Genomic DNA, 23311 nt, shown 5'->3' with positions numbered 1-23311 from the left:
CGACGCGAGCCGCCGGGCGTGGACGGCGCGTCCGCCGACCCACGACAACGTTCCTGACGACCGGTCCGGTGCGGGTCGGTGCGGGTCGGTGCGGATCGGTGCGGATCGGTGCGGATCGGTGCGGGTCCGGTTTGGGTCCGGTGCGCCGGCTACGTCTGTTCGCCGAAGTGGTCCAGGAGCTTTTGCTGGAGCTCCTGGAGCACCCGGGTGTGCTGTTTGAGCATCGCGAGGCGCTTCACTGCCGTACCCGCGTACTGCGCGTCCCCCTCGACGTCACTCGATGCCGCGGCGATCAGGTACCCGTTCAGTGCGTCCATGGACGACACCGCGTCGGAATCGTGGCCTCGTCGGACCAGGTACCGGTCCAGGGGGGTGTCATCGTCGGCAACGACGTTCGCGACCGCTGAAGGCTGCCACTCCCCCGCGTTGGCGAGCGAGTGGTGCGTGTCGAACCGCAGGGTGACGGTCTCGCCCTCGGGCACTTCCACGTCGTAACGGCCCTCGTCGTCGGTGAAGACGTGGTCAATGGCCGTCAGATCACCGCGGTACACGCTGACCTTGATCATGAGGATCGGCTCTTCGTCGTGGATCGACCGCACATATCCGAACACCAGAGTCACCTCCCGCCCCTGACACCCCTCACCAGTCTGTCCGAGCCCTACCGATGCCGCCAGTTGCGGCGATCGCGCCGATGCGCCCCGTTGCCGTCCGGATGTCGCCACGGTGAAGCCGCCACGGGACTATCATGTTTTGCATGGAACCCGACGATGCAAGTAAGCGCGTCCCCGGGAGAGCGGAAAGCCAGCTCCGCAAGGGCGTGATCGAGTACTGCGTCCTGGCGTTGCTGCGCGACGGTCCGCTGTACGGAGTGGAACTGCTGCGGGAACTCGGCTCCGTGGAGGCCATGGCCACCAGCCAGGGCACGATCTATCCCCTGCTGTCCCGCCTGCGCCGCGAGGAGCTCGTCGAGACCACCTGGCAGGAATCGCCCAGCGGACCGCCGCGCCGCTACTACGCGCTGACGGCGTCCGGACGATCCGCACTGGCGGAGTTCACGGCCGCCTGGCCGCACTTCCGCAACGCCGTCGACCACTTCCTCACGAAGACACCTGGAGAGCAGTCATGAACGCAGACGCCCATCCGCTCGTCCGGGAGTACCTGGCCACGGTGGAACGCGAGGCAGCGGTACTCCCGGCGGATCGCAGGAACGAACTGCTGGCGGACCTGGTCGAGCACATCGCCGTGTCCGCGGCCGAAGGCTCCGCGCACGACGCCGAGACGATCAGGGCCCTGCTGCAACGGCTCGGCGACCCGCGGACCATCGTGGCGACCGCCCTGCTCGAAGAACCGCCGGCACCCCCGCGAGGCTTCGGCCGACCCGTCGCCGCCGTCCTTCCGCTGACCGCGAGCGCCTTGCTGTGGGTGGCCGCCGCGCCGGTGGCCGCACTGCTGTGGCTCGTGGGCCTGACGCTGCTGTGGAGGGCGCCGTACTGGAGCACCGGGGACAAGCGGATCGCGACGGCTGCCACGGGACTGCTGCCAGCGGCCTGCCTCCTGTGGCTGCTGGGCATCGCCTCACCGGGGAACCTCGGGCCCGCCGAAGTGCTGCTGCTCCTCGTCGCCATGACGGCCGTCCCGGCGTTCATCGCCGGCCGCCTGTTGAGGGCGGCCGGACGCCGACTCGCCTGACGCCGCACGGGCGCCGGGGCGCGTCTGGGAAGTCCCGGCCTTCCGGCGCCCGGCGCTGCCTTCGGGCGCCCGGCGCCGCTTGCGAAGCACGTCCTAGAGCGGCACGCCCTCCCCCGCCGGGAACGCGCCCCCGTGGCCCGGGACGATCACATCGGCCGCCGCCACGACACGGAGGCGGGAGGTGCGCAGCTCGTCCCGGTCCGGGGCCACCGGGTCTTCGGCCGGGCCGTCCGGGCGCCACCAGAGGTCGCCGGCGAAGGCGACCACTCCGTCGGCGGTGCCGGCGAGGAGGGTGATGTCCTCGGGGCTGTGGCCCGGGGTGCGGATCAGGCGCAGGGAGTCGCCGAGTTGATGGCCCTCGGCGTCCCGGTCGGTCCACTGGTCGTTCCGGTACTCCGCCTTGTGGTCGTGGACCCACGCTCGGGGGAACAGGCCCACGTTCATGGTGTTGTCGGGGTGGTGGTGGCTGAGCACGACATCGGTGATGTCCTCCGGTCCCAGACCCAGCTCCGCGAGCGCGCCGAGGATGCGGTCGCGGTGGGCCACCATGCCCGGGTCCACGATCACGTGCCGGTCGCCGTCGGTCACGTACGAGACGGTGGCGGCGACCCCCGGTCCGGTGGAGAGGGTGTAGCCGGTGGTCAGGACGGTGTACACGGCGCTGCGGCCGAGGGGCTCGTCTGTCATGGCTCCAGCTTCGCGCCGCGGACCGCGGGCCACGAGTGGCTCTTCTGCCGGTGATCGCGGGTTTCGTGCCATGTCTCCCCCGGCACGATCGCCCCCTGCGCGGCTGACCCCTTCCACGCCCCCACCCCGTCCCCCGTACCCCGTCTACGGCAGCAGGCGGGCGGCACCGACCCGGTGCAGATGGATGACGATGTCGTACGACTGCCCGAGCGCGATCTCGGTCTCCGGTCCGTAGGGCCCCGGATAGGCGCCGCCGATGCTCCGGGTGGTACGGGCCGTGGCCAGCCAGGTGCGGGCCGCGGGCGTGGCGGTACGCAGGTCCAGCACGTAGTCGCGGTGGCGCACCCTGTCCAGGGTGTGCTCGTTGCTGCCTGCTTTCGCAGGGCCCACGGTGAAGCCCCGCAGCTGCCCGTCGTCGCCGACGGCGTTGAACGAGCCCTGGTCGAAGGTCGAGCCGATGCTCACGTAGTCCTTCCCCAACGTGTCGCGCAGATGGCTCCCTTGCACCTCGGGATAGTGCTTCGGGTCGTGGGTCCGCAGGGCGACGTGCCCGTTGTGGGCCGCAAGCACCACCTTGCTCCCGGTGTGCTTCTGCCACCAGTCGACGTTGTCCGCCATGATCGCGTCCCGGTAGCTCATGGCCTGCGCGCCCTGCTGCCGGTCGTCGAAGTCGAAGGCGTACCCCTTGGCCGTCTGGTCGATGGCGGTGGCGTGCTGCACCGCCCACGTGTACGCCTGGGTGCCGGTCCCCGCGCCCGGCCCCTGCTGCTTCAGCAGTTCCAGGGCGCGCCCGGTCCGGTCCGCGATCAGCTTGCGCTCGGCGAGCGGCCGCTGCGGGTATTCCTCCATGTGGGCTTCGGGCGTGGTCGCGGGCCGCAGGCCGCGGTACAGCTCGGTGAAGCGCGCCTCCAACTCCGGGTGGACCCGGGCCACGTACCCGGTCACCTCGTCGTAGAGTTCCGGCCCGGCGTACCCGAAGTCGTCCCCCATGAACTGCACCGGGTCGTGCGGATGCCGGAGGTTGTAGCCCCGCATCCATCGCAGCAGGTTCAGGTATTCGGCGCTGTTCCAGAAGACGTAGCTGCTCTGGAACTCCTCGCGCATGATCCGCTCCGGATCGCCCTCGCCGTGCAGCACGTAGTCGTTGAGCCGCAGTCCGGTGCTCCAGCTGCCCTCCAGGGCGAAGGTGCGGAAGCCCTTCTCCTCGACGAGGTAGCGGAAGACCCGGTGCTTCATGGCGAGGAATTCGTGCGAGCTGTGGGTGGCTTCGCCCAGGCCCACCACCCGGGCGTCCTTCACCATGCGGCCGACCGGGCGCAGATCGTCCAGGTCCGCCCGGGGGTCGGTGGTGCGCAGGGGGTGTGCGTCGCGTTCCAGGGCCGGCACGGGCGACCGTGCCGAGGAGGCGGGCGCGGTGACGCCCACCGCGCCGAGCGAGAGGAGCAGTACGGCCAGGGCTGCCTTGTTCCGTTTCATGATCCAAGGCTGCCCGCCGCGACGGACGGCGGCCATGGGCCCAGCCCCCGCCCTGAACTGGCGCTGCCCCCACCGGCGCCGCGCCCGCGCTCCGGGCTGCTCACGGACCCGCGGCGGAGCACGGGGTGCGGTGCGGGGTGGCGCCGGTCCCGTGCGCCGTACCGTCCGGGTACGGCGCACAGGGGGGTGGGGCGGGTCTACTTCGGGGTGACCCATACCTGGCGCTTGTTGGTGTTCGCCGTGTAGAGCTGGACCACGGTGCCGTTGGCCGTGGCACCTCCGGTCACGTCGAGGACCTTGCCCGACGCCACGTGGACGATCTGGCCCTTGGCGTTGACGGACCAGCGCTGCGCCGCGCTGCCGTTGCAGTCGTAGAGGCTGATCTTGTTGCCGTTGGTGCTCGCGTTGCGCGCGTTGTCCAGGCACTTGCCGAACGCACGGAACGTGCCGTCCTTGCCCAGGATCCACGACTGCGCCGCGGAGCCGTTGCACGTGTAGAGCTGGATCTGCGTGCCGTTGGCCGCCTTTCCGCCCTTGACGTCGAGGCACTTGCCGCCGAGCCCGCTCACCTTGCCCTGCGGGGACAGCGCGGCGCCCGCACCAGCCGCGAGGAGGCGCAGACCCTGTACGTCGAACTGCTGCACGTAGGTGCCCGCCCGCTTGTCCTGGTAGGCGTACGTGGGTGAGCACATGACCGGGAACTGGCCGGAGTCGGTGCCCTTGACGCAGTCGCTCTTGGTCAGGCTGCGGTTGGCGTGCGTCAGGCCCAGGGTGTGTCCGAGTTCGTGACTGACGTGGTTGCGCATGTACGTCTCGCCCATGGCGGCGGTGGGCTTGCCGGCCGGGGTGAAGAACTCGTCGTCTATGTAGGCGTGTCCGCTGGTGACGGTGTCGGCCAAGGAGGAGGCGGTGAAGCCGCAGCTGAGGTTCGCGCTGCCCGATCCGTCGCGGACCACCTTCCAGCCGGTGCTGCCCATGCTGCCTTCCCCGGCGGGCGGGACGCACGGGCGGTGCAGCACCCCGATGACCACTTCGCCCCTGGGTCTGACGTAGTCCCAGCCGACCGGCTTCGTGTCGACGGAGACCGGCAGGTTCGTGATGCGCCGCAGGTCCGCGGCGGAGGCCTGCACGTACGGGGCCAGCCAGTCCGCGGACTTCTGGTCGTAGAACTTGATCGTGTAGCCGGTCTGCAGCCACTTGGTCGCGCCGCTCAGCTTCCACCCTTCGCCGTGCGGCGGTGCGGGGGCCGCGGCCGCGGCCGCGGCCGACCTCGCCGCGGACCGGGGCGCTTGCGCACCGAGCGACATGACGCCGTCCTTGAAGGCCGTGGTGTCGCTGCCGTAGGTGGCGGAGTCCTCCGCGTGCGAGTCGGGGGCTTCCGTTCGGGGGTCGGGTGCCTCCGTGGCCGGCGGGGCCGACTCGGAGCCCGCCGCCTCCGGAGCGGTGTTCTCCGTGCTCCCGGTTTTCCCGGTGTCTTCGGTACCGAACGCGCTGGAGGGGAGTTGCAGAGTTCCCACGATCGCCGCCGCGGCCGCCGCGGCAACGATGGATATCCGGTGCTTGCCTGTCAATCGCACGTGCTCGTTGCCTCTCATCACGATTCACTTCCCGCCGGCCCGGCGCTGGCACGGGCGGCGGAAATCGATCCGATGATAGGCCAGTACGCCAAAGGCGCACGCAGTCAGCCGAGTTGGCGGCCTCCCCGGCCTCGGCCCGGTCAGGCAGGGCCGCTGCCGAGGCCGTGGCGTCCTGCGCCCGAAGCGAACCGGGCGGCCCCGGTGACGGCTTCCGCGGCGAGCGAGACGGTGCCGTGCCCGAACTCGTTGACGAGGGCGGCGCTCTCGCCGAGCCCTTCCTGTTCGAGGACCGACATCCGGTCGTGGCGCATGCAGGTCTGCGGGAACCGCGCCAGATGCGCCGCGAGTTCCTGGGCCTTCGCCAGCGCCTCTCCGGTGGGGACCACGCGGTTGGCGAGGCCGATGTGCAGCGCCTCGGCGGCATCGACCGCCCTGCCGGTGAGGATCATGTCCATCGCCCTGCTCGTACCGATCAGGCGGGGCAGCCGTACCGTTCCGCCGTCGATCAGCGGTACGCCCCAGCGGCGACAGAACACTCCGAACACCGCGCTCTCGTCCGCCACCCGGAGGTCGGCCCAGAGCGCCAGTTCCAGACCGCCGGCCACCGCGTGTCCGCTGACGGCGGCGATGACCGGCTTGGAGAGCCGCATCCGGGAGACGCCCATGGGGCCGTCGCCGTCCGCGGCGACCCGGTTGCCCCTGCCGTCGCTGATGGCCTTCAGGTCGGCGCCGGCGCAGAAGGTCCCTCCCTCACCGTGGAGGACGGCCACGGCGGCTTCCGGGTCGGCGTCGAACGCCCGGAACGCATCGGCCAGCGCGGTCGCGGTGGCCCGGTCCACGGCGTTGCGGACATGGGGCCGGTTCAGGCTGATCGTCGTCACCGCGCCCCGACGTCGGACGCGTACGGGCTCGGAGGTCGGGTCGTACTCGGATGCCATGGGGCGGGTGTCTCCTGGCTCGCGGTGGGCGGACGGGGTGGCGGCCGCACCTCCGCCCGCCAGGGGTCGACCCTTGCCGGCGGAGGGGGCGGGGAGACGACCGTATGCGGTGAAGCCCGGCGACCGGTAGAGGCGCTGCGTCGATGAGGGCGGGCCCGTCGGTCAAGCCCCTGGTCGCGGCCGGATACATGGCCGCATTCATGGCCGGATTCATGGCCGCGCCCGGAACCCGGCCGGCCCGGGGCCGGGCCGGAGTCTCGCTGCACCAGGAGGCGTTCGACGCTTTCGTCGGACAAGAACTCCGCGGGCGAGGCGACCCCCGCCCCGCCGCCACCCTGGCGAACCCGTCCATGGCCGGGCGGCTGCGCGACACCGCACCGAGCAGCCGCTGCATCTGTGGTGGTGGCGGGTCCAGCGAGGCGAGTTGGGCGGTGAACGCTCCATGGAGCCGGTGCCCCCAGGAGCGCGCGGGCGGTCCTCCGGCCGGCGTCACGGCAGCCGGCGTCACGGCGCGGTGAGGAGCCCGGGGAGTTCGCGCATGTCGTGGAAGACCGTGGTGCCGGGCCCTTCGAGCCGCTCCGCGGGGGTCAGACCTCCCGCGTAGCCGAAGGCGCGCATTCCGGCGGCACGCGCGGCCCGTACTCCCGGGCGGCTGTCCTCGACCACCGCGCACGCGGAAGGGTCGACGTCCATCTGCCGGGCGGCGTACAGGAAGAGGTCCGGGGCCGGTTTGCCCTGCGAGACCTCCGTGGCGCTGTAGATACGGCCGGCGAAGCGTGCGTAGAGACCGGTCCGCCCGAGGGTGTGGCGCATCTTGTCGTGCGAACCGCTGGACGCGACGCAGGTGGGCAGCGTGATCGCGTCGAGTGCCTCGGGCAGCCCCTCCACCGGCGACAGTTCCGCGTCGACCGCCTCCCGGTGGAGTTCCACGAACCGGTCCGTCCAGGTCACGGCTGTTTCCCGGCCGAGCCGGGCGGCCACCTGCTCGGCGACGGACGCGTTGGAACGGCCGATGAACCGGTCGATGACCTCATCCTCGGTGATCGGCCAGCCCAGTTCCGCTCCCAAGGCCACCTGGACGCGCGCGGCGATGCGTTCGCTGTCGACCAGCACTCCGTCGCAGTCGAATATCACGAGCTCTATGGGCTTGATCATCTCCGCAGCGTAGGCGGTGCAGCGGGGAACGCACCATGAGGTGCCTCAGAGCCACTGCGGGACGGCCGCCGTGTCCCAGAGGCGGCTCAGGTGCGCGTGCAGGACGTCCTGGGCCTCCTGCGGGGTGAGGTGGCCGATGAGGACGTGCGCGGTGAGGCCGTCCGCGAGCGCGAGGACGGTGCGGGCCTCCCGCCGGGCGTCGAGGGGCGCGGCGCGGGCCGCGCCCTCGCACGCTTCGGAGACGAGACCGGTGAACGCTTCCTGCAGGGCGGCGTAGTTCGCCTTCAGCGTCGCGGCGAGCGCGGTGCTGACGGCCGCCTGCGCGACGAAGGCGAGCCAGACCCTGGCCTCGGCGCGGTGCTCTTCCCCCAGCAGTGCGACCTCGGTGGCCGCGTGGCCCAGGGCCGAGGCGGCCGACTGGGCCGGGCTCCTGACGAGGCGGGCCTGGACACGCTCGCCGATCCGCTCGCCGATGGACCCGAGGGCGAAGACGAGCATCTCCTCCTTGGTGCGGAAGCACCGCTGGACGGCGCCCATCGACACCTGCGCGCGGGCGGCGACGTCGCGCAGGGTCACGCCTTCCAGTCCGCGTTCGTCTGCGAGATGGCACACGGCCTCGGCAATGAGGCGTCGCCGGCCCTCGTGGTCCACCTGCTTGGGCATGCCCCGTCGCCTCCCTGCTCCACCGCGGTCGTGCGGCTCACTCTATTCGATGCGAGCGCATCGGATCCCGGGTTATTGTTCCGATGCGAGTGCATCGGAACGATCGGACGGGGAGAGTGCGGGTCATGCAGGAGGGTTTGTGGCAGAGGCCGGCCACCGCGCAGGCGGAGGCGGTACGGAACGGAGAGGTGTCGGCCACCGAACTGGTGGAGAGCCACCTGGAGCGCATCGCCGCGGTCAACCCGCGGGTGAACGCGGTCACGCAGCTCCTGGCGCAGAGGGCGCGCGAGGCCGCGGCGGACACCGACCGCAGGCGGGCCGCCGGTGAGGTGTTGGGGCCGCTCGCGGGCGTGCCGTTCACGGTGAAGGAGACCACCGCGGTCGAAGGCGTGCCGACCACGTTCGGCGTGACGCGCTTCCGCGACCTGGTCGCGGCGGCGGACGCGCCCCCAGTGGCCCGACTGCGCGCCGCGGGGGCCATCGCGATCGGGCACAGCAACGTACCGACCCTGATCCTGGCCGGGATGCACACGCGCAGCGAGCTGTTCGGCGACACGGCCAACCCCTGGGACCCGGCCCGGACGCCGGGCGGCAGCAGCGGGGGCGACGCGGCGGCCGTCGCCACGGGTATGGCGGCGCTCGGCCTCGGCAACGACTCCGGTGGCTCGATCCGCGTCCCGGCCCAGTTCTGCGGAATCGCGGGGCTGAAGCCGACCACCGGGCGCTTCCCGGCCGATCACCGCCTGCTCGGCCCGGACGACCCCGGACCGGCATCCCAGATGCTCGTCACCGACGGCCCGTTGGCCCGGACCGTGGGCGATCTGAGGCTGGCGTACGAGGTGTTGGCGGGGACCGATCCGCGTGACCCGCGGGCCGTACCGGTGCCCGCGTACGGCGAACCGCTCCGCGGAGCGGTGAAGGTCGCGGTCGTGGCGGACCCCGGCGGGCGCGGAGTCCATCCCGCGGTGCGCGCGGCCGTCGAGACCGCGGCCGGGGCACTTCGCGCCGCGGGCTACGACGTGCGCGAGGTGGCGGACGTGCCGAGGCTGGACGAGGCCCTGGACGCGTACGGGCGGATCACGATGACGGAGTTCGCCCCCACCTGGCCGGCTGTGCGCGAGTTGCTCGGCGAGGGCGGGCGACGCTACATCGAGATGGCGATGGAGCAGACCCCGCCCGCGAGCGCGGACGAGCTGATGAAGCTGATGGGCACCTGGATGAACATCCGCCGCTCATGGGCCGAGTTCCTGCACGAGTACCCCCTTCTGCTCGGCCCGTCCTTCACCGAGCCGCCGGTCGAGCCGGGGCTGGAATCGCGCGACAGGGCGGGGCGGGACCGGGTCGCTTCGGGAATGCGGCTGTGCACGGTGACCAGCTTCGTGGGCGTGCCCGCCGTGGCCGTACCGACGGGGACGGCGGGCGGGCTCCCCTGTGGGGTGCAGATCGTCGGACGCGCCTTCCGGGAGGACCTGTGCCTGGACGCGGCACAGGCGGTCGAGGACCGGCTCGGGGTCCTCACACCGGTCGACCCGCGCGGGCCCGGTCCGGCGGACTGAGCCCGCCGGCCGCCGAGGGCGCGGACTCCCGCGCCCTCCCCGCGCCGCCGCCCCCTCCCCCGCACTCCGCACGCTCTCGGCTCCCCCGTCACTCCGGGTGCGCGCGGCCCGCGTCAGGCGCCGTCCCGGCCCTCCGACGGCAGGCCCTCGAACGCCGCCAGGGCGGCTTCCTGTGCGTGGAGTTCACCGGACAGCAGGCCGTTGTCGCCCAGCCAGACCTCGTCCTCCAGCGCGTCCATCTCCGCCTCGTACGGGTGGTCTTCGTGCGGGCAGGCCCGGCCGCCCAGCCCCTTCGCCGCGGCGCGCAGGGCGTCGAGGGCGGCGCGCTCGGCGTCCCGCCCCCCGCGCCCGGCGTCCCGCCCCGGTCGCCGGGCGAGGTGGCCCGACATGGCCAGCAGCCCGGAGACCCACAGGTGAGCCCGTTCCCCACCCGGGTCGGCGGCGAGCCTGCGGGCGCAGTCCAGCACGAAGGGGTCCGCCTCGTCCGCGGGGGACGTGTCACGGATGCACTGCCAGGCGTCGGCGAGCCGGTCGACAGTGAGGTCGGTAATGTCAATCACGACCGACACGACGAGAACCGTCCCCCTCGCGGTTCCCGCTCCCCGGTTCCGGACGCGCCGCAGCCGGAGTCAGAGACGGAGCCGGAGCCGGAGCCCAATGAAGTGTTCACATCAACTCCACCCCGGGATGGCCGTGCGCTGGGGCACCGGTTACGGGGCGTGCCGACGGTGGTCACGATCCGTTCCCGACGTGAAGGAGCCGCTCCGTGCCCCTCTCCCGCATCCGCCGGTCGGGCGTGCTCGCCGGCACCATCGCCCTCGCGGCGCTCGCCGCGACCGTGCCCGCGCAGGCCCACGCCTCTCGCACCTCCCCGTTGCCGGCGGTCACGGCGCGGGCCGAGACCGCCGCCCTGTACGACGACGAGGCGGGCGGCAACGCGAACGCCGACGACCCGGCGATCTGGCGCAACGCGGCGGACCCCGGCCGCAGCCTCGTCGTGGCCACGGCCAAGGAGGGCGGACTGCGCGTCTACGACCTCGACGCCCGGCAGGTCCAGGCCGTCCCCGCGCCGAGCGGCCCGGCACCCGGCGACGCACCCGGCCGCTTCAACAACGTGGACCTCGTTCACGGGATGCGGCTGTCGACGGGCCGCGCCGACCTGGCCGTGACCAGCGACCGCGGAAACGACCGGCTTCGCTTCTACCGCATCAACCCCTCCCGCCCCGGCGGGCCGCTCACCGACGTCACCGATCCGGCGGTCCGGCCGGTCTTCTCAGCCGACCAGCACGAGGTCAACGAGCAGCGGACGGCCTACGGCCTCGCCACCTGGACCGACCGGGCCACCGGCCGCGCCTACGCCCTCGTCAGCCGCCGCGAGAGCACCACCATCGCCCTGCTCGAACTCGTGGCCACCGGCTCCGGCACCGTCGACTACCGCAGGATCCGCACCCTCGACCTGCCGTCCTCCTTCCGCCTGCCGGACGGCACTTCCTGGTCCCCGTGCGCGGAACCCGGCGAACTGCCCCAGGTCGAAGGCATGGTGGTCGACCCGGCCGACGGCACGCTCTACGCGGGCCAGGAGGACGTCGGCATCTGGCGCATGCGCGCCGACCTCACGGCGGCCCCGCAACTGGTCGACAAGGTCCGCGAGTACGGAAGGCCCGGCACCTACGACGAGGCGACCGAGGAGTGCACGCCGGGGCCCGACCCCGGCTTCGGCGGCCGCCGGCTCGCGGCCGACGTCGAAGGGCTCACCCTGATCACGCAGCCCGACGGCGACGGTTACCTGCTCGCGTCGAGCCAGGGCGACGACACCTTTGCCGCCTACGACCGTGAGACCGGCGAGGGCAACGAGTACGAGGGTGGCTTCCGCGTCACCGCGTCCGGCGCTCTGGACGGCTCCGAGGAGTGCGACGGCGCCGCGGCGCTCAACGCCCCCCTCGGGAGCAAGTACCCCAAGGGCCTCCTCGTCGTCCAGGACGGCCACGAGACGCCGCTGGCCACGGAACGCACCGCCACCGGCTTCAAGTTCGTGGACCTCGGCAAGGTCCTGGAAGCCCTCGACGACTGAGGGCCGCGGCGTACCGCCGCCCCGGGCCGCTGGCGCCTCGGCAGAGGCGTCAGCGGGGAATCCGGCGGAGGATTCGGCCGGGGATCAGGAGACGCGCTTCAGCTGCCACGCGTTGTTGTTGAAGCTGGGGTTCGACGAGTAGACGCAGCTGCTGCTGTAGTACGAGCTCGTCTGGACCCAGCCGGCGGGCTGGTAGGTGGACGCGCAGGCCTGGACCACGGTGCCGACGGGAAGCCCGGTGAGCTGCTTTATCTGCTTGATGTTCGGGCTGAAGCTCTGCGTGCCGCAGCTGCTGCTGTAGCCCCAGCTGACGTCGACGTAGCCGGTCGGGGTGAGGACGCTCGCGCACGAGGTCGTGACGTCCCCGGGAGCGGCGTGGGCGGGCGCGGCGTTCAGGGCGAACATCGCCGCCGCGCCGGCCAGGGCCAGGGAGGTCGTGCGAAGACGAGTCATGATGGTGGCTCCTTGAGATCACGGGCGGCCGGTCGGGCCGCGAAGCCCATTACTACGGGTGCATGATCAGTTACGGATAGCCGGTTTCGAGCCGAAAGCCGGTTTCGGGTTCCGGCCGGGCGCGGTCAGGCCACCGCCTCGGCGAGCGGACGGCGTCCGGCCAGGGCGGCGAGGGACGCCGCGCGGGGCCGTGTCCCGTACGGCGCGGGCGGGCGGCGAGCCGCACCGTCCAGGCGCGGGTGGCGAGACCGGCCACAGGTCCCGGGCAGGCCCCCCCCCCGGGACCCGGTGACCGGACCGGGCGGCGTTCCGGCACCAGACCGGCGCGGCCGGGGCGAGCAGCAGTGCGGCGCCCGGGCCGACCGGCCCGGCCCCCACCACCGCGACATCCGCGTCGACCGCCGTACCGGCGCTTCAGGCCCGGTCGTCCCGGGGCGGTGCGGTGATCCGGCGTACGGACTCCACCACCGCCGCCCGGTGGCGGGCGAGCCGGCCGGGCGCCCAGGCGGCGCCCGGCCCGTCGGCCGCCGGACCGCCCACCGCGCCGAACCACGCCTGGGACAGGGCCATCACCAGCGTCAGCACATCGGCGGCGTCCATCCCGGCGTCGATCCGCCCCGCCTCCTGCGCCCGCCCCACTGCCTCGATCTTGCCCTGGTAGGACGCCGCCGTCGCGTCCGTGTTCCCCGGACGCTCCAGCTGCTTCCACAGCACCAGCCGCATCAGCGACGGCCGCTCGACGAGGTGGTCGAAGACGGCGCCCGCATAGCCGGGCAGGTCGTCGGCGTCGAACGGTACGGACTCCGAGCCCGCCTCCAGGGCCTGCTGGAGCACGGCGTCGAAGAGCTGCTCCTTGTTGCCGTAGTAGACGTAGATGAGCCGCTTGTTCGCCTGCGCGGCCTCGGCGATGCGGTCGACCCGCGCACCGGCGATGCCGTACGCGGCGAACTCGGAGAAGGCCGCGTCGAGCAGCCGGGCCTTGGTCGCGCTGGAATCCCGTGCCATGCCTCCCAGCCTAGCAAGTAACTATCTGGTTATTGACATCGACGGAGGCGCGGTGCAAGCTCTATCTATCCAGTTAGTTACTTACTAGGGAGACACCGATGGACATCCGCGCACTGGGCAGCCAGGGACTGAAGGTCGGCGCCGAAGGACTGGGCCTGATGGGCATGAGCGCCCACTACGGGGCCACGGACGAGACCGAGTCCCTCGCCACCATCGACCGCGCCCTGGAGCTGGGCGTCACACTGCTCGACACGGCCGAGGGCTACGGCCCCTTCCACAACGAACGGCTCCTCGGCAAGGCTCTGGCCGGCCGCCGCGAAGCCGCCGTGATCGCGACGAAGACCGGCATCGAGTTCACCGACGAAGGCGCCCTCCGCGGCCACAACGCCACCCCCGAGTACATCCGCCGCTCGGCCGACCGCTCCCTGCGCCACCTGGGCACCGACCACATCGACCTCTACTATCTGCACCGCATCGACCCGGACGTGCCCGTCGAGGAGAGCGTGGGCGCCCTGGCCGAGCTCGTCGCCGCCGGAAAGGTCCGCCACATCGGCCTGTGCGAGGCCGCGCCCGCCACCATCGCCCGCGCCCACGCCGTCCACCCGCTGGCCGCCGTACAGACCGAGTACAGCCTCTTCGAGCGCGGCATCGAGCACGACGGCGTCCTCGACACCCTGCGCGAGCTCGGCATCGGGCTCGTCGCCTACTCCCCGCTCGGCCGGGGGTTCCTCTCCGGCGCCATCACCGGCCCGGACGACTTCGCCGCCGACGACTTCCGCCGCACCGACCCGCGCTTCCAGGGCGAGAACTTCCACCGCAACCTGGCCGTCGTCGAGCAGGTGCGCCGGCTCGCCGCCGAGAAGGGCGTCACGCCCTCACAGCTCGCCCTGGCCTGGACCCTGCGCCAGGGCGCGGTGCCCATCCCGGGCACCAAGCGGCGCCGCTACCTGGAGGAGAACATCGCCGCTGCCGCCGTGACGATCAGCGACGCGGACCTGGCCGCCATCGACGCCGTGGCCCCGCACGGCGTGGCCTCGGGCGACCGCTACGCCCCCGAGCTGATGAAGTCGCTGAACGGCTGACGGCCACGGCAACCGGGGCGGACACGGGTGCGCCCCGGGCGGGTGGCCGCGGGGCTCGCCGACAGCCCGGCAGAACCCGGAGGATTGGGGGAAGGCCAAAAAGCCGGCCGGGCCGCCGGCCGCCGAGACCGGCCGAGACCGGCCGAGACCGGCCGAGACCGGCCGAGACCGGCCGAGACCGGCCGTCTCAAGCGGTTCCTCGACCACGCCTGCGCCGAGTTGATGGCCCGTCAGGTTGCCTCCGGGCAGCCCGCGGTCCACGCGCCGGCCCCACCCTGATCGCGGGGCCCGGCCGACCGCGCCGGCTCAGCGGCCGCCGCGGTGGTCGTAGACCGAGAGGGACAACGCCTTCATCGCCGCCCGGGCGCGGTCGGCGTCCAGGCCCTGGTCGACGGCTTCCAGAGCGGCGGCCGCCGACACCCGTACGGCCAGGGGCAGGCCGTCGTGGGCGGCGACCCGGTAGGCGACGGTGCGGCGGGCATCCCGTTCCGCCTCGGTCACACCCTCCGGAGTGAGGGGGAAGACCGCGGACTGGTAGGTCGCGATGCTCACGAGGACCGCGTCGGCGATCCCCTCCGCGTACCCGTCGACCTGCGCGCCCGCACGCTCGGGCCGGAAGAACTCCCTCACGTGGCGGCGGGAGAGGAACGATCCGATCCCCGCCCCCAGGCCGGCCGCTCCACCGGCGGCCAGGGCCGTCATCCGGCCGCCCAGGAGAAGACCGAAGCAGGCTCCGCCGACCGCCCCGCACGTCACCAGGACGAAGGTGATCATCAGGTGCAGGCGGGCGGCGATCGTGGACGTCATGCCGAGCAGTATGCACAGCGGCCGGAGAGGCACTTGGCGGCCGTCGGGCCGAAGCGGGCCGCGTGCGCGCGATTTGCCTGATGGCCCCACCCCTACGGGATGGCTGTACTACTTTCTTCTCGTGGACCAGTTGATCACCGAAGACCCGCTCCGCATAGGCCCGTACCGCCTGATCGCCCGGCTGGGCGCCGGCGGCATGGGCCTGGTCTATCTGGGTCGCTCCGAGGGCGGCCGCACCGTGGCCGTCAAGGTCGTGCAGGCCGAGTACGCCGGGCACCCGGAGTTCCGCCGGCGCTTCGCCCGGGAAGTGGCCGCCGCACGGCGGGTGGGCGGGATGTGGACCGCGGCCGTACTCGACGCCGACCCGGACGCCGCCGTGCCCTGGGTGGCGACCCAGTACATTCCGGGGCCCGATCTGCAGACCGTGGTCGCCCAGGACTTCGGGCCGTTGCCCGAGCACTCGGTCCACATGCTCGCCAACCGCCTCGCCGTCGCCCTGCAGGCCGTGCACGAGGCGGGCCTGATCCATCGCGACCTCAAACCGTCCAACGTCCTCGTCACCGTCGACGGCCCCCGCGTCATCGACTTCGGCATCGCACGGGCGATGGACAGCCTTGCCGGGGACAGCCTGCACACCCACACCGGCATGCTGATCGGTTCCCCCGGCTTCATGTCGCCGGAACAGGTCCGTGGCCTTGAACTCACCCCCGCCAGCGACGTCTTCTGCCTGGGCGCCGTCCTCGTCTACGCCGCCACCGGGCGCCTCCTGTTCGGCGCCAAGGACACCGGCCTGAACGCCCACCTCTTCAGGATCGCCGAGGAGGAGGCCGACCTCACCGGCGTACCGGAGTCGCTGGTCGACCTCGTGCGCGCATGTCTGCACAAGGACCCGGCGCGGCGGCCCACGCCCCGGCAGGTGGCCGCGCGCACGACGACGGATCAGGCGGCGGATCAGGCGACGGAGTGGCTGCCGGGCGCGGTACTGGCGCAACTCGGCCGCCATGCAGCCCAGTTGCTGGACTACGCCCCCGACCCCGCAGCACCCGCCGAAGCCCCCGCCCAGGCACCCACCGCGCAGCCGGACCCCCGCGTCCCGCCGCCGCGGCCCCAGGACCTGTCCCCGGCGCAGCCGCCGCCCCCGCCGCCGGCGTACGCCCCGACGGCCCCGGCGCACGCCGGCCCCGGTCAGGGATTCGGACCGCCCCCGGCCCCCTGGTCCGCGCCCCCGCACCCCCGGCGCTGGTGGGGCCTGGCGGTCATCGCGCTGGCGCAGCTGATGGTGCTGCTCGACGCGACGACCTTCAGCATGGCGGTGCCGGTCGTGCAGGCCGACCTGAAACTCCAATCCGGTGATCTGGCCACGATGTTCAAGGTGTACGCGCTCGCCTTCGGCGGCGTACTGCTGCTGGGCGGGTACGTCGCGGACCTCGTGGGGCGCAAGCTCGTCTTCGTCATCGGCCTCGCCGGATGCGCGGCGGCCTCCGCACTCGGCGGCTCGGCCGGCGATTCCGGCATGCTCGTCTGGGCCCGCGCCCTGCAGGGCCTGTCCGGCGCGCTGCTGACACCGTCCGCGCTGGCGCTGGTGGCCACCGGCTTCACCGACCCGAGGGAACGCGGCAGGGCCTTCGGGGTCTTCGCCGCGATCACCGGCGGCGGAACGGCACTCGGTCTGCTCACAGGGGGCTGGCTCATCGGGTTCCTGAGCTGGCGGGTGGCCCTGTACGGCTCCGTCCCGCTCGCCGTGATCGCCCTGACCGGCGCGCTCGGCCTGGTCCACGACCGGCTGGGCACCACCGCGGCCCGCTTCGACGGGCTCGGTCTGCTGCTCGGCACCGGTGGACTCGCCGCCCTCACCTACGGCCTCACCGAAGTCGACGGCCTCCGCTGGACGGACCCCGTGGTCCTGGTCCTGTTGGCGGCGGGCGTCGCCCTGCTCGTGGCCTTGCTCTGGTGGCAGACCAGGACGGCGGGCCGGAACCCTGCGCCGTACGGGGTCAGGGGCCGCGACCGCGTCGGCTGCGTCCTCGTCATGTTCCTGGCCGGCGCCGCCGTCCCGGCCTCGTACCCGTCCATGACCTTCTACCTGCAGAGCGTCCTCGGCTACACCCCTGCCATGACCGGGGTGGCCTTCCTGCCCCTGGTCACCACGATCGTCATCGGCTCCACCCAGGTGTCCGCCCGCCTGCAGCACCGCGTCGCACCCCGCGTCCTGATCGTGGCGGGCCTGGTGACCACGGCGCTCGGACTGCTGCTCCTGACCGGTCTCACCGTCGACGGCGCCAACGTGGTCGGCGTACTGCCCGGCATGCTCCTCATGGGCTTCGGCGTCGGCGTGGCCTTCATGCCGGTCCTCGCCGTCGCGACCGCTGTCGCCCCGCAGCACGCCGGGGCCGCCTCGGCGACCGTCACCGTGGCCCAGTACGTGGGCGGGGTGATCGGCGGCGCGCTGCTCAGCACCGTCGTCGTCAGCCGCCTGCGCAGTTCGTCATGGCCGTCCGGGCCGGTCAACGGAGCACTGCTGGGCGGCTATACCGCCACTCTCTGGTGGGCGGTCGGCAGCATGCTGGTCGCGGGTCTGATCGCCGGGCTGCTGGTCACGGCCAAGGCGCCCGGAGGCGACGTGGTGGCGGTGCACCCGGCAGGCCGGTGAGCCGTCGGCCGGCCGGTGGCGGGGTGACCGTCAGCGTGTGGGGCGCCTGCGTGAGCGGCGTGGGCAGGCGCAGCGGTGTGCGGCCCGGGGTGAGGGAGCCGAGGACCCGGGGGCCCGCCGCGCCCGTGCACCGCGCCGCCGTGCCCGGCAGTCCGTGCAGGGTGAGGTAGCCCAGCACGGCGAAGGCGTACGCCTCCTTGGCGGCGCTGGGCAGCCCGACCGCGTCCGAGGTGCGCAGCCGTACCTCGGTGCCGAGTTCCTGCCGGAGCTCCGCCATCAGAACGGGGTTGCGGGTGCCGCCTCCGGAGGCGAGCACCTCGGTGACGCCGTACGGGCGCAGGGCGTCGGCGACGGTGCGGGCGGTGAGCCGGGTGAGGGTGGCCAGGACATCGGTGGCCGGGAGCGGGCCGACCGCGTCCAGGGCCGTACGCAGGTAGCCGGAGTGGAACAGTTCCCGCCCGGTGGTCTTGGGCGCGGGCCGGCCGTAGTAGGGCTCGGCGAGCAGGCGGTCGAGCAGCGGCCCGTGCACGGTGCCGCAGGCCGCCAAGTGGCCGTCGGTGTCGCGGTCGAGGCGCCCGGCGGTGAAGTGGCGGGCGGCGGCGTCGAGAAGGGCGTTGCCGGGCCCGGAGTCGAAGGCCGCCGGGGTACCGTCCGAGGTGAGGACGGTGGCGTTGGCGATGCCGCCGACGTTCAGCGCGGCCGGTACGCCGGGGTGGCCGCGGAGCAGCATGCGGTCGATCAGGCCGATCAGGGGCGCGCCCTGCCCGCCTGCGGCGACGTCCCGGGTCCGGAAGCCGGAGACGACGGGGCGTCCGGTGGTCTCCGCGATCCACGCGGGTTCGCCGAGCTGGAGGGTGCCGTGCACGAGGCCGCCGTCCGCCCAGTGGAAGACGGTTTGGCCGTGCGAGGCGATCAGGTCCGCCCGGCCCGCGCAGAGTTCGCGGTCGGCCCGGGCGGCGAGGGCGGCGAACGACTGCCCGATCCGGGTGTCGAGGCGGCACACGTCGGCGAGGGTGGTGCGGCCGGGCGGGAGCGCCGCCGCCAGCGCGTCGCGCAGCTCCCGGTCGTACGGCTCGCTGACCATGCCGAGCGGGGTGAGGCGCAGCACGGAGCCGTCGCACGTGATGCGGGCGGCCGCGGCGTCGACGGCGTCGCAGGAGGTGCCCGACATCAGGCCGATGACGGTGGTGGGCGGCGTCCACGGTGCGGGTGCGTCCGGGGGGTGGGTCATCGGGTGGGTCATCGGGTGGGTCATCGCAGGGGCCTTCGGTGGTCGTCGGGGCGCAGCGTGAGCAGCGCCGGCAGGGACAGCGCGCAGGCGGCTGCCGCGTAGAGGGCCGGAACGTCCGGGTTGCCGGTGTGCCGTACGAGCGTGGTGACGATCAGGCCGGCGCATCCGGAGAAGACGGCGTTGGAGAGCGCGTAGGCCAGGCCGAGTCCCGTGCTGCGCACACGCGTCGGGAACATCTCCGCGAGCAGGGCGGGGCCCGGACCGGCGAGGAGTCCGATCATCGCGCCGGCCGCCGCCAGGGTGGCGGCCTTGGCCGCGACGGAGGTGCCGGGGTCGCGCAGGAGGTGCAGGACCGGTACGGCGGTCAGGACCACGAGGACGCTGCCGGCGAGCATGACGGTACGTCGGCCGACCCGGTCGCTGAGCGCCCCGGCGGGCAGGATCGCTGCGGCGAACCCGAGGTTGGCGATGAAGGCGGCCGCCAGGGCCTGCTGGAAGGTGGTGCCCAGGGTGGCCTGGAGGTAGGAGGGCAGTACGACGAGGAAGGTGTAGCCGGCCGCGGACCAGCCCATGATCCGGCCGATGCCGAGGACGACGGCGCGGGCCGTGCCGGCCGCTCCCGGCCCGGCCTCCCCGGCCGCCCCGTCGTGGGCCCGACCGGCGGTCCCGGGGGTCCCGGGGGTCCCCGGCGTCGCGGTCTGTGGGAGTCGAAGCCGCAGCGAAAGCGCCACGCATCCCAGCGGCAGGGCGAACAGGAACGGCAGGCGCCAGCCCCACGCGTACAGGGCGCTCTCGGAGAGCAGGGTCGCCAGGCCGGCGGCGACGCCCGCGCCCGTGAGGAGTCCGAGCGCGACGGTGAAGGACTGCCAGGCGCCGTGACGGCCGCGCCGGCCCGGTGGCGCGTTCTCGGTCAGGAGGCTCACGGCGCCGCCGAACTCGCCCCCGGCGGAGAAGCCCTGGACACCGCGGAGCAGGGTCAGCAGCCATGGTGCGGCGGCGCCGGCGGTGGAGTACGCGGGCAGGACTCCGATCAGGGTGGTCGCACCGGTCATCAGGGAGACCGCGAGGACGAGCGCGGTCCGGCGGCCCGCCCGGTCGGCGACCCGCCCGAAGACCAGCGCGCCCAGGGGACGGAAGAAGAAGGCGATGGCGAATGCGGCGTAGGCCGCGATGAGCGCCTGGGCCCGGTCGCCGCCGTCGGGAGTGAAGAAGCGAGCGGCGATGACGGTGGCGAAGGAGCCGTAGACGCCGAACTCGTACCATTCGGCGAAGTTGCCCACGGACCCGGCGACGAGTGCGCGCCGGGCGGACGGCGGACGGACGGGCACGGCGGGCACGGCGGCCGCCGCGGGCCGGCTCGGTGGTCGGGGGGCGGGGAGGGCCACAGGGGCTGGCTGCCCCGGCGGACGCCCGGCGATGCGCGGTGCGGCGGGTTTTCAACGGATCGGCCGCACGGTGCGGCGGGCGCGACGCGTACGGGGGCCGCGAGACGATGCGGGGATGCCAGACACCTTCACCAGCCGGACCGTCGACGTCCACACCGGCGCGTCGGAGACCGTCCACGACCTGACCGCAGCGTGTGCGGGCTTCCTGAGGGAGACCGCCCGGGGGCGGGACGGGCTGCTCAACGTCTTCACCCCGCACGCGACGGCGGGACTCGCCGTGATCGAGACGGGCGCCGGCAGCGACGACGACCTGCTGCGGACCCTCCAAGCGCTGCTGCCCGCGGACGACCGCTGGCGGCACCGGCACGGCTCCCCCGGCCACGGCCGCGACCACGTGCTGCCCGCCTTCGTCCCGCCGCACGTGACGCTTCCGGTGGTGGGCGGTGAGCTCGCACTGGGAACCTGGCAGTCGGTGGTGCTGGTCGACACCAACCGGGACAACCCGCACCGCACCGTGCGGCTGTCCTTCCTCAGCTGACCGGCACGGGCACCCGCCCGATCATGTGGTGGCTTTCCCCGGGCGGCCCGATGCTGGAGTCATGGGCGTCCAACGTGAGGAAGGCGCTGGACGCGGCGCCGCGGGCACCGCGGGCACCGCGGTCCGTATCACCCTCGCCGCGTGTGCCGGGTTCTTCGTGTGCCTGTACGGGCTGGACCTGCCCGTGGCGGCGACGTACGCCCTGTTCTCGGCGGTGTCGATGGGGGCCCTCTCCCACGTCCCCGGCACCGGGCGCCAGCGGGCGGCCGTCATGGTCAGGACCGCGCCCGCGGCCTGGGTGCTGATCACGGCCGGCACCTACCTCGCGGTGCGGACCTGGACCGCCGTGGCCGGCATGCTGGTGTTCGGCTTCGTCCTGGCGTTCGTGGCGGCGGCCGGGCCCCGGGCGGCGGGAGCCGCTCCCGGACTGCAGCTCCTCTACATCCTGCCGTGCTTCCCGCCCTACGCGCCGGACACCCTGGGCGAGCGCCTCGCCGGGGCGACCTTCGGCCTCGCGCTGCTGCTCCTCGCCGAGGCCTTCGTGCTGCCCGAGCCTCGCACCCCCTCCTACCGGCTGCTGGCCGCCGAGGCGGCCGGCACCGCCGCCCGCTGCGCGGCCGAGCTCGGCCGCGCACCGTACACGGTCTCCGCCGCTACGGAGGAGGCGGCCCGGACGGCCGGAGCGTCACTGCGGCCCTCCCGGGTCGCCGAGGCCGACCGCCCCGCCGGGCCGGGCCTGCGGGACCGCGCCCTCGCCCACGCGGGCATGGTCTGCCGCACGCTCCTCAGCCGCCTGGAGAACCTTCCCCCGCCGCCCCCGGGGGGCCTGCCTCCGGCGCAGGGGCCCGACCTGCTGCTGGCGGTCGGTGGGGCCGCCGCCGAAACCGCGGCGCTGCTGAACGGCACGGTCGGGGCCACCGACGCGGCCGGCGCCCTGCGGCGGGTGCGGGAAGAGGCCGCGGCCGCGCAGGAGCAGCTCTCGACCGCGGCGCGGGGCCGCCGACGGGCGGCGCTGATGGAGGCCGCGGACGCCGCCGTGGCCTTCGCGACGGCGTCCGAACTGGCGGTTCGGGGCCGGCGCGGGCGGCTGCCGGCCGAGACCGACCGGGCCCGGTTCTGGTACGCCGGTCAGCGTGCGCCGCGCCTGTGGTGGCACCGGCTGGCGGCCCACGCGGGACCCCGGTCCGTGTACTTCCAGAACGCCGTCCGGATCAGCCTCGCGCTCGCGGCCGCCCGTACGGTCGCGGGCGTGGACTCACTGCCCCACGGTTTCTGGGCGATGCTGGCCGTCCTCAGCCTGACCCGGACCACGGCTTCCCAGACCCGGGCGACCGTACGCCAGGCACTCACCGGCACGCTGCTCGGCGCCCTGGTCACCGCGGCCCTGCTGGCCCTGATCGGCGGCCGGACCACCGTCTACGCCGTCGCCCTGCCGGTCATCATGTTCATCGCGTTCCGGGTGGGGCCGGTACGGGGTGTGGGCTGGGCCCAGGGCATGTTCACCCTCGTGGTGGCCTTCGTCTTCGCGCAACTGGCGCCGGTGACGTGGCAACTGGCCGAGGTGAGGTTCCTGGACGTGATCGTCGGCAGCCTCATCGGCATCGTGTTCGGGCTGCTCGCCTGGCCGCGGGGGGCGCAGGAGGAGCTGCACAAGGCGGTCGCGCTGCTGCTGACACGGGCGGCCGAGACGGTCGAGAGCGCCTCGGCCGCCGTGGTGGCGGGCATGCCGGGACGGACCGGCGACGACCGGTCGCTCCAGAGGGCGCTGGTGCTGGCTGAGTCCGCGTTCGCGCAGCGGCAGGGCGAGCCCCGCGTACCCGCCGACGCCGCTCCGGACTGGCAGGCGGCCATGATGACGGGCCATCACGTGTTGTGGGGTTCTCGGCGGGTGCTCGGCCAGGGCGGCCCGGCCCTCGGGGAGGAGAACGGGTCACGGCTGGACGGCCGGGCCGCCGGGGTGGCCACGCGGCTGCGCGAGGCGGCGCGGTGGGCGGGTACGGACCCGGCGGCGGGCGGACCGTCCTCAGCCGGGCCCCCACCCGGTCCCCCGCGCGGACCCGAAGGCGGGCCGGACGCCGGACCCGGTGTACCGCCGGGCCTCGCCCCGCTGCGGTTCTTCACCGCCCTCGCCTGGCTCGACTCGCTCGCCATCGACATCGGGCGCGTGACGGCATCCGACCGCTCCCCCGGCCCGGCCGGCCCGCTCTGATCACCTCGGATCACCTCGGATCACATAACCGCCGGGCGGGGGGGGCGCCCCCAAAGCGCGGCCGACCCCCCCCGCCCCGGCCCCCCCCCCCCCCCCCCCCAGCGGCTCGGGGGCACAAAAGACACCCCCCCCCCGCCGA

Annotated in this window: 22 protein-coding genes; 9 read left to right on the top strand and 13 right to left on the bottom strand. The window is 73.6% G+C overall.

The window, feature by feature from the left end; all coding sequences use genetic code 11:
• Positions 1–149 precede the first annotated feature (149 nt).
• The gene (locus tag ACFCZ1_RS03090) at positions 150–620 is read right to left on the bottom strand and encodes a carboxypeptidase regulatory-like domain-containing protein (protein WP_376676567.1); all 471 of its coding nucleotides are present in this window, start codon (positions 618–620) and stop codon (positions 150–152) included.
• A gap of 134 nt (positions 621–754) precedes the next feature.
• Between ACFCZ1_RS03090 and ACFCZ1_RS03085 the strand changes: the two genes are divergently transcribed.
• Positions 755–1126, top strand: coding sequence for a PadR family transcriptional regulator (locus tag ACFCZ1_RS03085; protein WP_376676566.1), 372 nt, complete (start codon positions 755–757; stop codon positions 1124–1126).
• Positions 1123–1689: a hypothetical protein gene (locus ACFCZ1_RS03080; RefSeq protein WP_376676565.1), complete on the top strand. Its 567-nt coding sequence runs from the start codon at positions 1123–1125 to the stop codon at positions 1687–1689. The genes ACFCZ1_RS03085 and ACFCZ1_RS03080 overlap by 4 nt, the downstream gene beginning before the upstream one ends.
• 93 nt (positions 1690–1782) lie before the next feature.
• Here ACFCZ1_RS03080 and ACFCZ1_RS03075 read toward each other — a convergent pair whose 3' ends face one another.
• From ACFCZ1_RS03075 to ACFCZ1_RS03060, 4 genes are all read right to left on the bottom strand, one after another.
• The gene (locus ACFCZ1_RS03075) at positions 1783–2376 is read right to left on the bottom strand and encodes an MBL fold metallo-hydrolase (RefSeq protein ID WP_376676564.1); all 594 of its coding nucleotides are present in this window, start codon (positions 2374–2376) and stop codon (positions 1783–1785) included.
• 144 nt (positions 2377–2520) lie between these two features.
• Entirely contained in the window at positions 2521–3852 is a 1332-nt protein-coding gene (locus ACFCZ1_RS03070; protein ID WP_376676563.1) for an erythromycin esterase family protein, read from the bottom strand.
• 197 nt (positions 3853–4049) lie between these two features.
• The gene (locus tag ACFCZ1_RS03065) at positions 4050–5429 is read right to left on the bottom strand and encodes a ricin-type beta-trefoil lectin domain protein (protein ID WP_376676562.1); all 1380 of its coding nucleotides are present in this window, start codon (positions 5427–5429) and stop codon (positions 4050–4052) included.
• A gap of 140 nt (positions 5430–5569) precedes the next feature.
• Complete coding sequence (locus tag ACFCZ1_RS03060) at positions 5570–6367, bottom strand: crotonase/enoyl-CoA hydratase family protein (protein WP_376676561.1); 798 nt, start codon at positions 6365–6367, stop codon at positions 5570–5572.
• 143 nt (positions 6368–6510) lie between these two features.
• On the opposite strand from ACFCZ1_RS03060, the gene ACFCZ1_RS03055 reads away from it, so the two are divergent.
• The gene (locus tag ACFCZ1_RS03055) at positions 6511–6885 is read left to right on the top strand and encodes a hypothetical protein (RefSeq protein WP_376676560.1); all 375 of its coding nucleotides are present in this window, start codon (positions 6511–6513) and stop codon (positions 6883–6885) included.
• Here ACFCZ1_RS03055 and ACFCZ1_RS03050 read toward each other — a convergent pair.
• Both ACFCZ1_RS03050 and ACFCZ1_RS03045 read right to left on the bottom strand, forming a co-directional pair.
• On the bottom strand, positions 6872–7522 hold the full coding sequence (locus tag ACFCZ1_RS03050; RefSeq protein ID WP_376676559.1) for an HAD family hydrolase: 651 nt from the start codon (positions 7520–7522) through the stop codon (positions 6872–6874). The genes ACFCZ1_RS03055 and ACFCZ1_RS03050 overlap by 14 nt on opposite strands.
• Before the next feature lie 45 nt (positions 7523–7567).
• Positions 7568–8185, bottom strand: a complete 618-nt coding sequence (locus tag ACFCZ1_RS03045) for a TetR/AcrR family transcriptional regulator (RefSeq protein WP_376676558.1) — start codon at positions 8183–8185, stop codon at positions 7568–7570.
• Between the two features lie 125 nt (positions 8186–8310).
• Between ACFCZ1_RS03045 and ACFCZ1_RS03040 the strand changes: the two genes are divergently transcribed.
• Positions 8311–9741: an amidase gene (locus ACFCZ1_RS03040; protein WP_376676557.1), complete on the top strand. Its 1431-nt coding sequence runs from the start codon at positions 8311–8313 to the stop codon at positions 9739–9741.
• Positions 9742–9854: 113 nt separating this feature from the next.
• Here ACFCZ1_RS03040 and ACFCZ1_RS03035 read toward each other — a convergent pair whose 3' ends face one another.
• Positions 9855–10301: a hypothetical protein gene (locus ACFCZ1_RS03035; protein ID WP_376676556.1), complete on the bottom strand. Its 447-nt coding sequence runs from the start codon at positions 10299–10301 to the stop codon at positions 9855–9857.
• 206 nt (positions 10302–10507) lie between these two features.
• On the opposite strand from ACFCZ1_RS03035, the gene ACFCZ1_RS03030 reads away from it, so the two are divergent.
• Entirely contained in the window at positions 10508–11812 is a 1305-nt protein-coding gene (locus ACFCZ1_RS03030; RefSeq protein ID WP_376676555.1) for a phytase, read from the top strand.
• An 84-nt stretch (positions 11813–11896) separates the two neighbouring features.
• Here ACFCZ1_RS03030 and ACFCZ1_RS03025 read toward each other — a convergent pair whose 3' ends face one another.
• Together ACFCZ1_RS03025 and ACFCZ1_RS03020 are read right to left on the bottom strand one after the other, a co-directional pair.
• Complete coding sequence (locus tag ACFCZ1_RS03025) at positions 11897–12265, bottom strand: hypothetical protein (RefSeq protein ID WP_376676554.1); 369 nt, start codon at positions 12263–12265, stop codon at positions 11897–11899.
• Between the two features lie 414 nt (positions 12266–12679).
• Positions 12680–13270 (bottom strand): TetR family transcriptional regulator, encoded by a 591-nt coding sequence (locus ACFCZ1_RS03020; protein ID WP_376676553.1) that lies wholly within the window; start codon positions 13268–13270, stop codon positions 12680–12682.
• A gap of 98 nt (positions 13271–13368) precedes the next feature.
• On the opposite strand from ACFCZ1_RS03020, the gene ACFCZ1_RS03015 reads away from it, so the two are divergent.
• A complete protein-coding gene (locus tag ACFCZ1_RS03015; protein WP_376676552.1) occupies positions 13369–14352 on the top strand; it encodes an aldo/keto reductase in 984 nt (327 codons plus the stop codon).
• A gap of 306 nt (positions 14353–14658) precedes the next feature.
• Here ACFCZ1_RS03015 and ACFCZ1_RS03010 read toward each other — a convergent pair whose 3' ends face one another.
• Positions 14659–15159: a hypothetical protein gene (locus ACFCZ1_RS03010; protein ID WP_376676551.1), complete on the bottom strand. Its 501-nt coding sequence runs from the start codon at positions 15157–15159 to the stop codon at positions 14659–14661.
• 121 nt (positions 15160–15280) lie between these two features.
• On the opposite strand from ACFCZ1_RS03010, the gene ACFCZ1_RS03005 reads away from it, so the two are divergent.
• Positions 15281–17809 (top strand): MDR family MFS transporter, encoded by a 2529-nt coding sequence (locus tag ACFCZ1_RS03005; protein ID WP_376676550.1) that lies wholly within the window; start codon positions 15281–15283, stop codon positions 17807–17809.
• Here ACFCZ1_RS03005 and ACFCZ1_RS03000 read toward each other — a convergent pair.
• The gene (locus ACFCZ1_RS03000; RefSeq protein WP_376676778.1) at positions 17754–19040 is read right to left on the bottom strand and encodes an anhydro-N-acetylmuramic acid kinase; all 1287 of its coding nucleotides are present in this window, start codon (positions 19038–19040) and stop codon (positions 17754–17756) included. The two genes, ACFCZ1_RS03005 and ACFCZ1_RS03000, sit on opposite strands and share 56 nt — an antisense overlap.
• Positions 19041–19060: 20 nt before the next feature.
• Positions 19061–20368 (bottom strand): MFS transporter, encoded by a 1308-nt coding sequence (locus ACFCZ1_RS02995; protein ID WP_376676549.1) that lies wholly within the window; start codon positions 20366–20368, stop codon positions 19061–19063.
• Positions 20369–20540: 172 nt separating this feature from the next.
• Here ACFCZ1_RS02995 and ACFCZ1_RS02990 point away from each other — a divergent pair, with 172 nt between their 5' ends.
• Entirely contained in the window at positions 20541–20963 is a 423-nt protein-coding gene (locus tag ACFCZ1_RS02990) for a YjbQ family protein (protein WP_376676548.1), read from the top strand.
• Positions 20964–21024: 61 nt separating this feature from the next.
• Entirely contained in the window at positions 21025–23172 is a 2148-nt protein-coding gene (locus ACFCZ1_RS02985) for an FUSC family protein (protein WP_376676547.1), read from the top strand.
• Positions 23173–23311 lie beyond the last annotated feature (139 nt).

This window comes from Streptomyces sp. NPDC056224 (assembly GCF_042267665.1).
Taxonomy (GTDB): domain Bacteria; phylum Actinomycetota; class Actinomycetes; order Streptomycetales; family Streptomycetaceae; genus Streptomyces.
The sequence above is the reverse complement of the archived record's forward strand: the minus strand, read 5'-3'. Positions and strand labels throughout refer to the sequence as shown.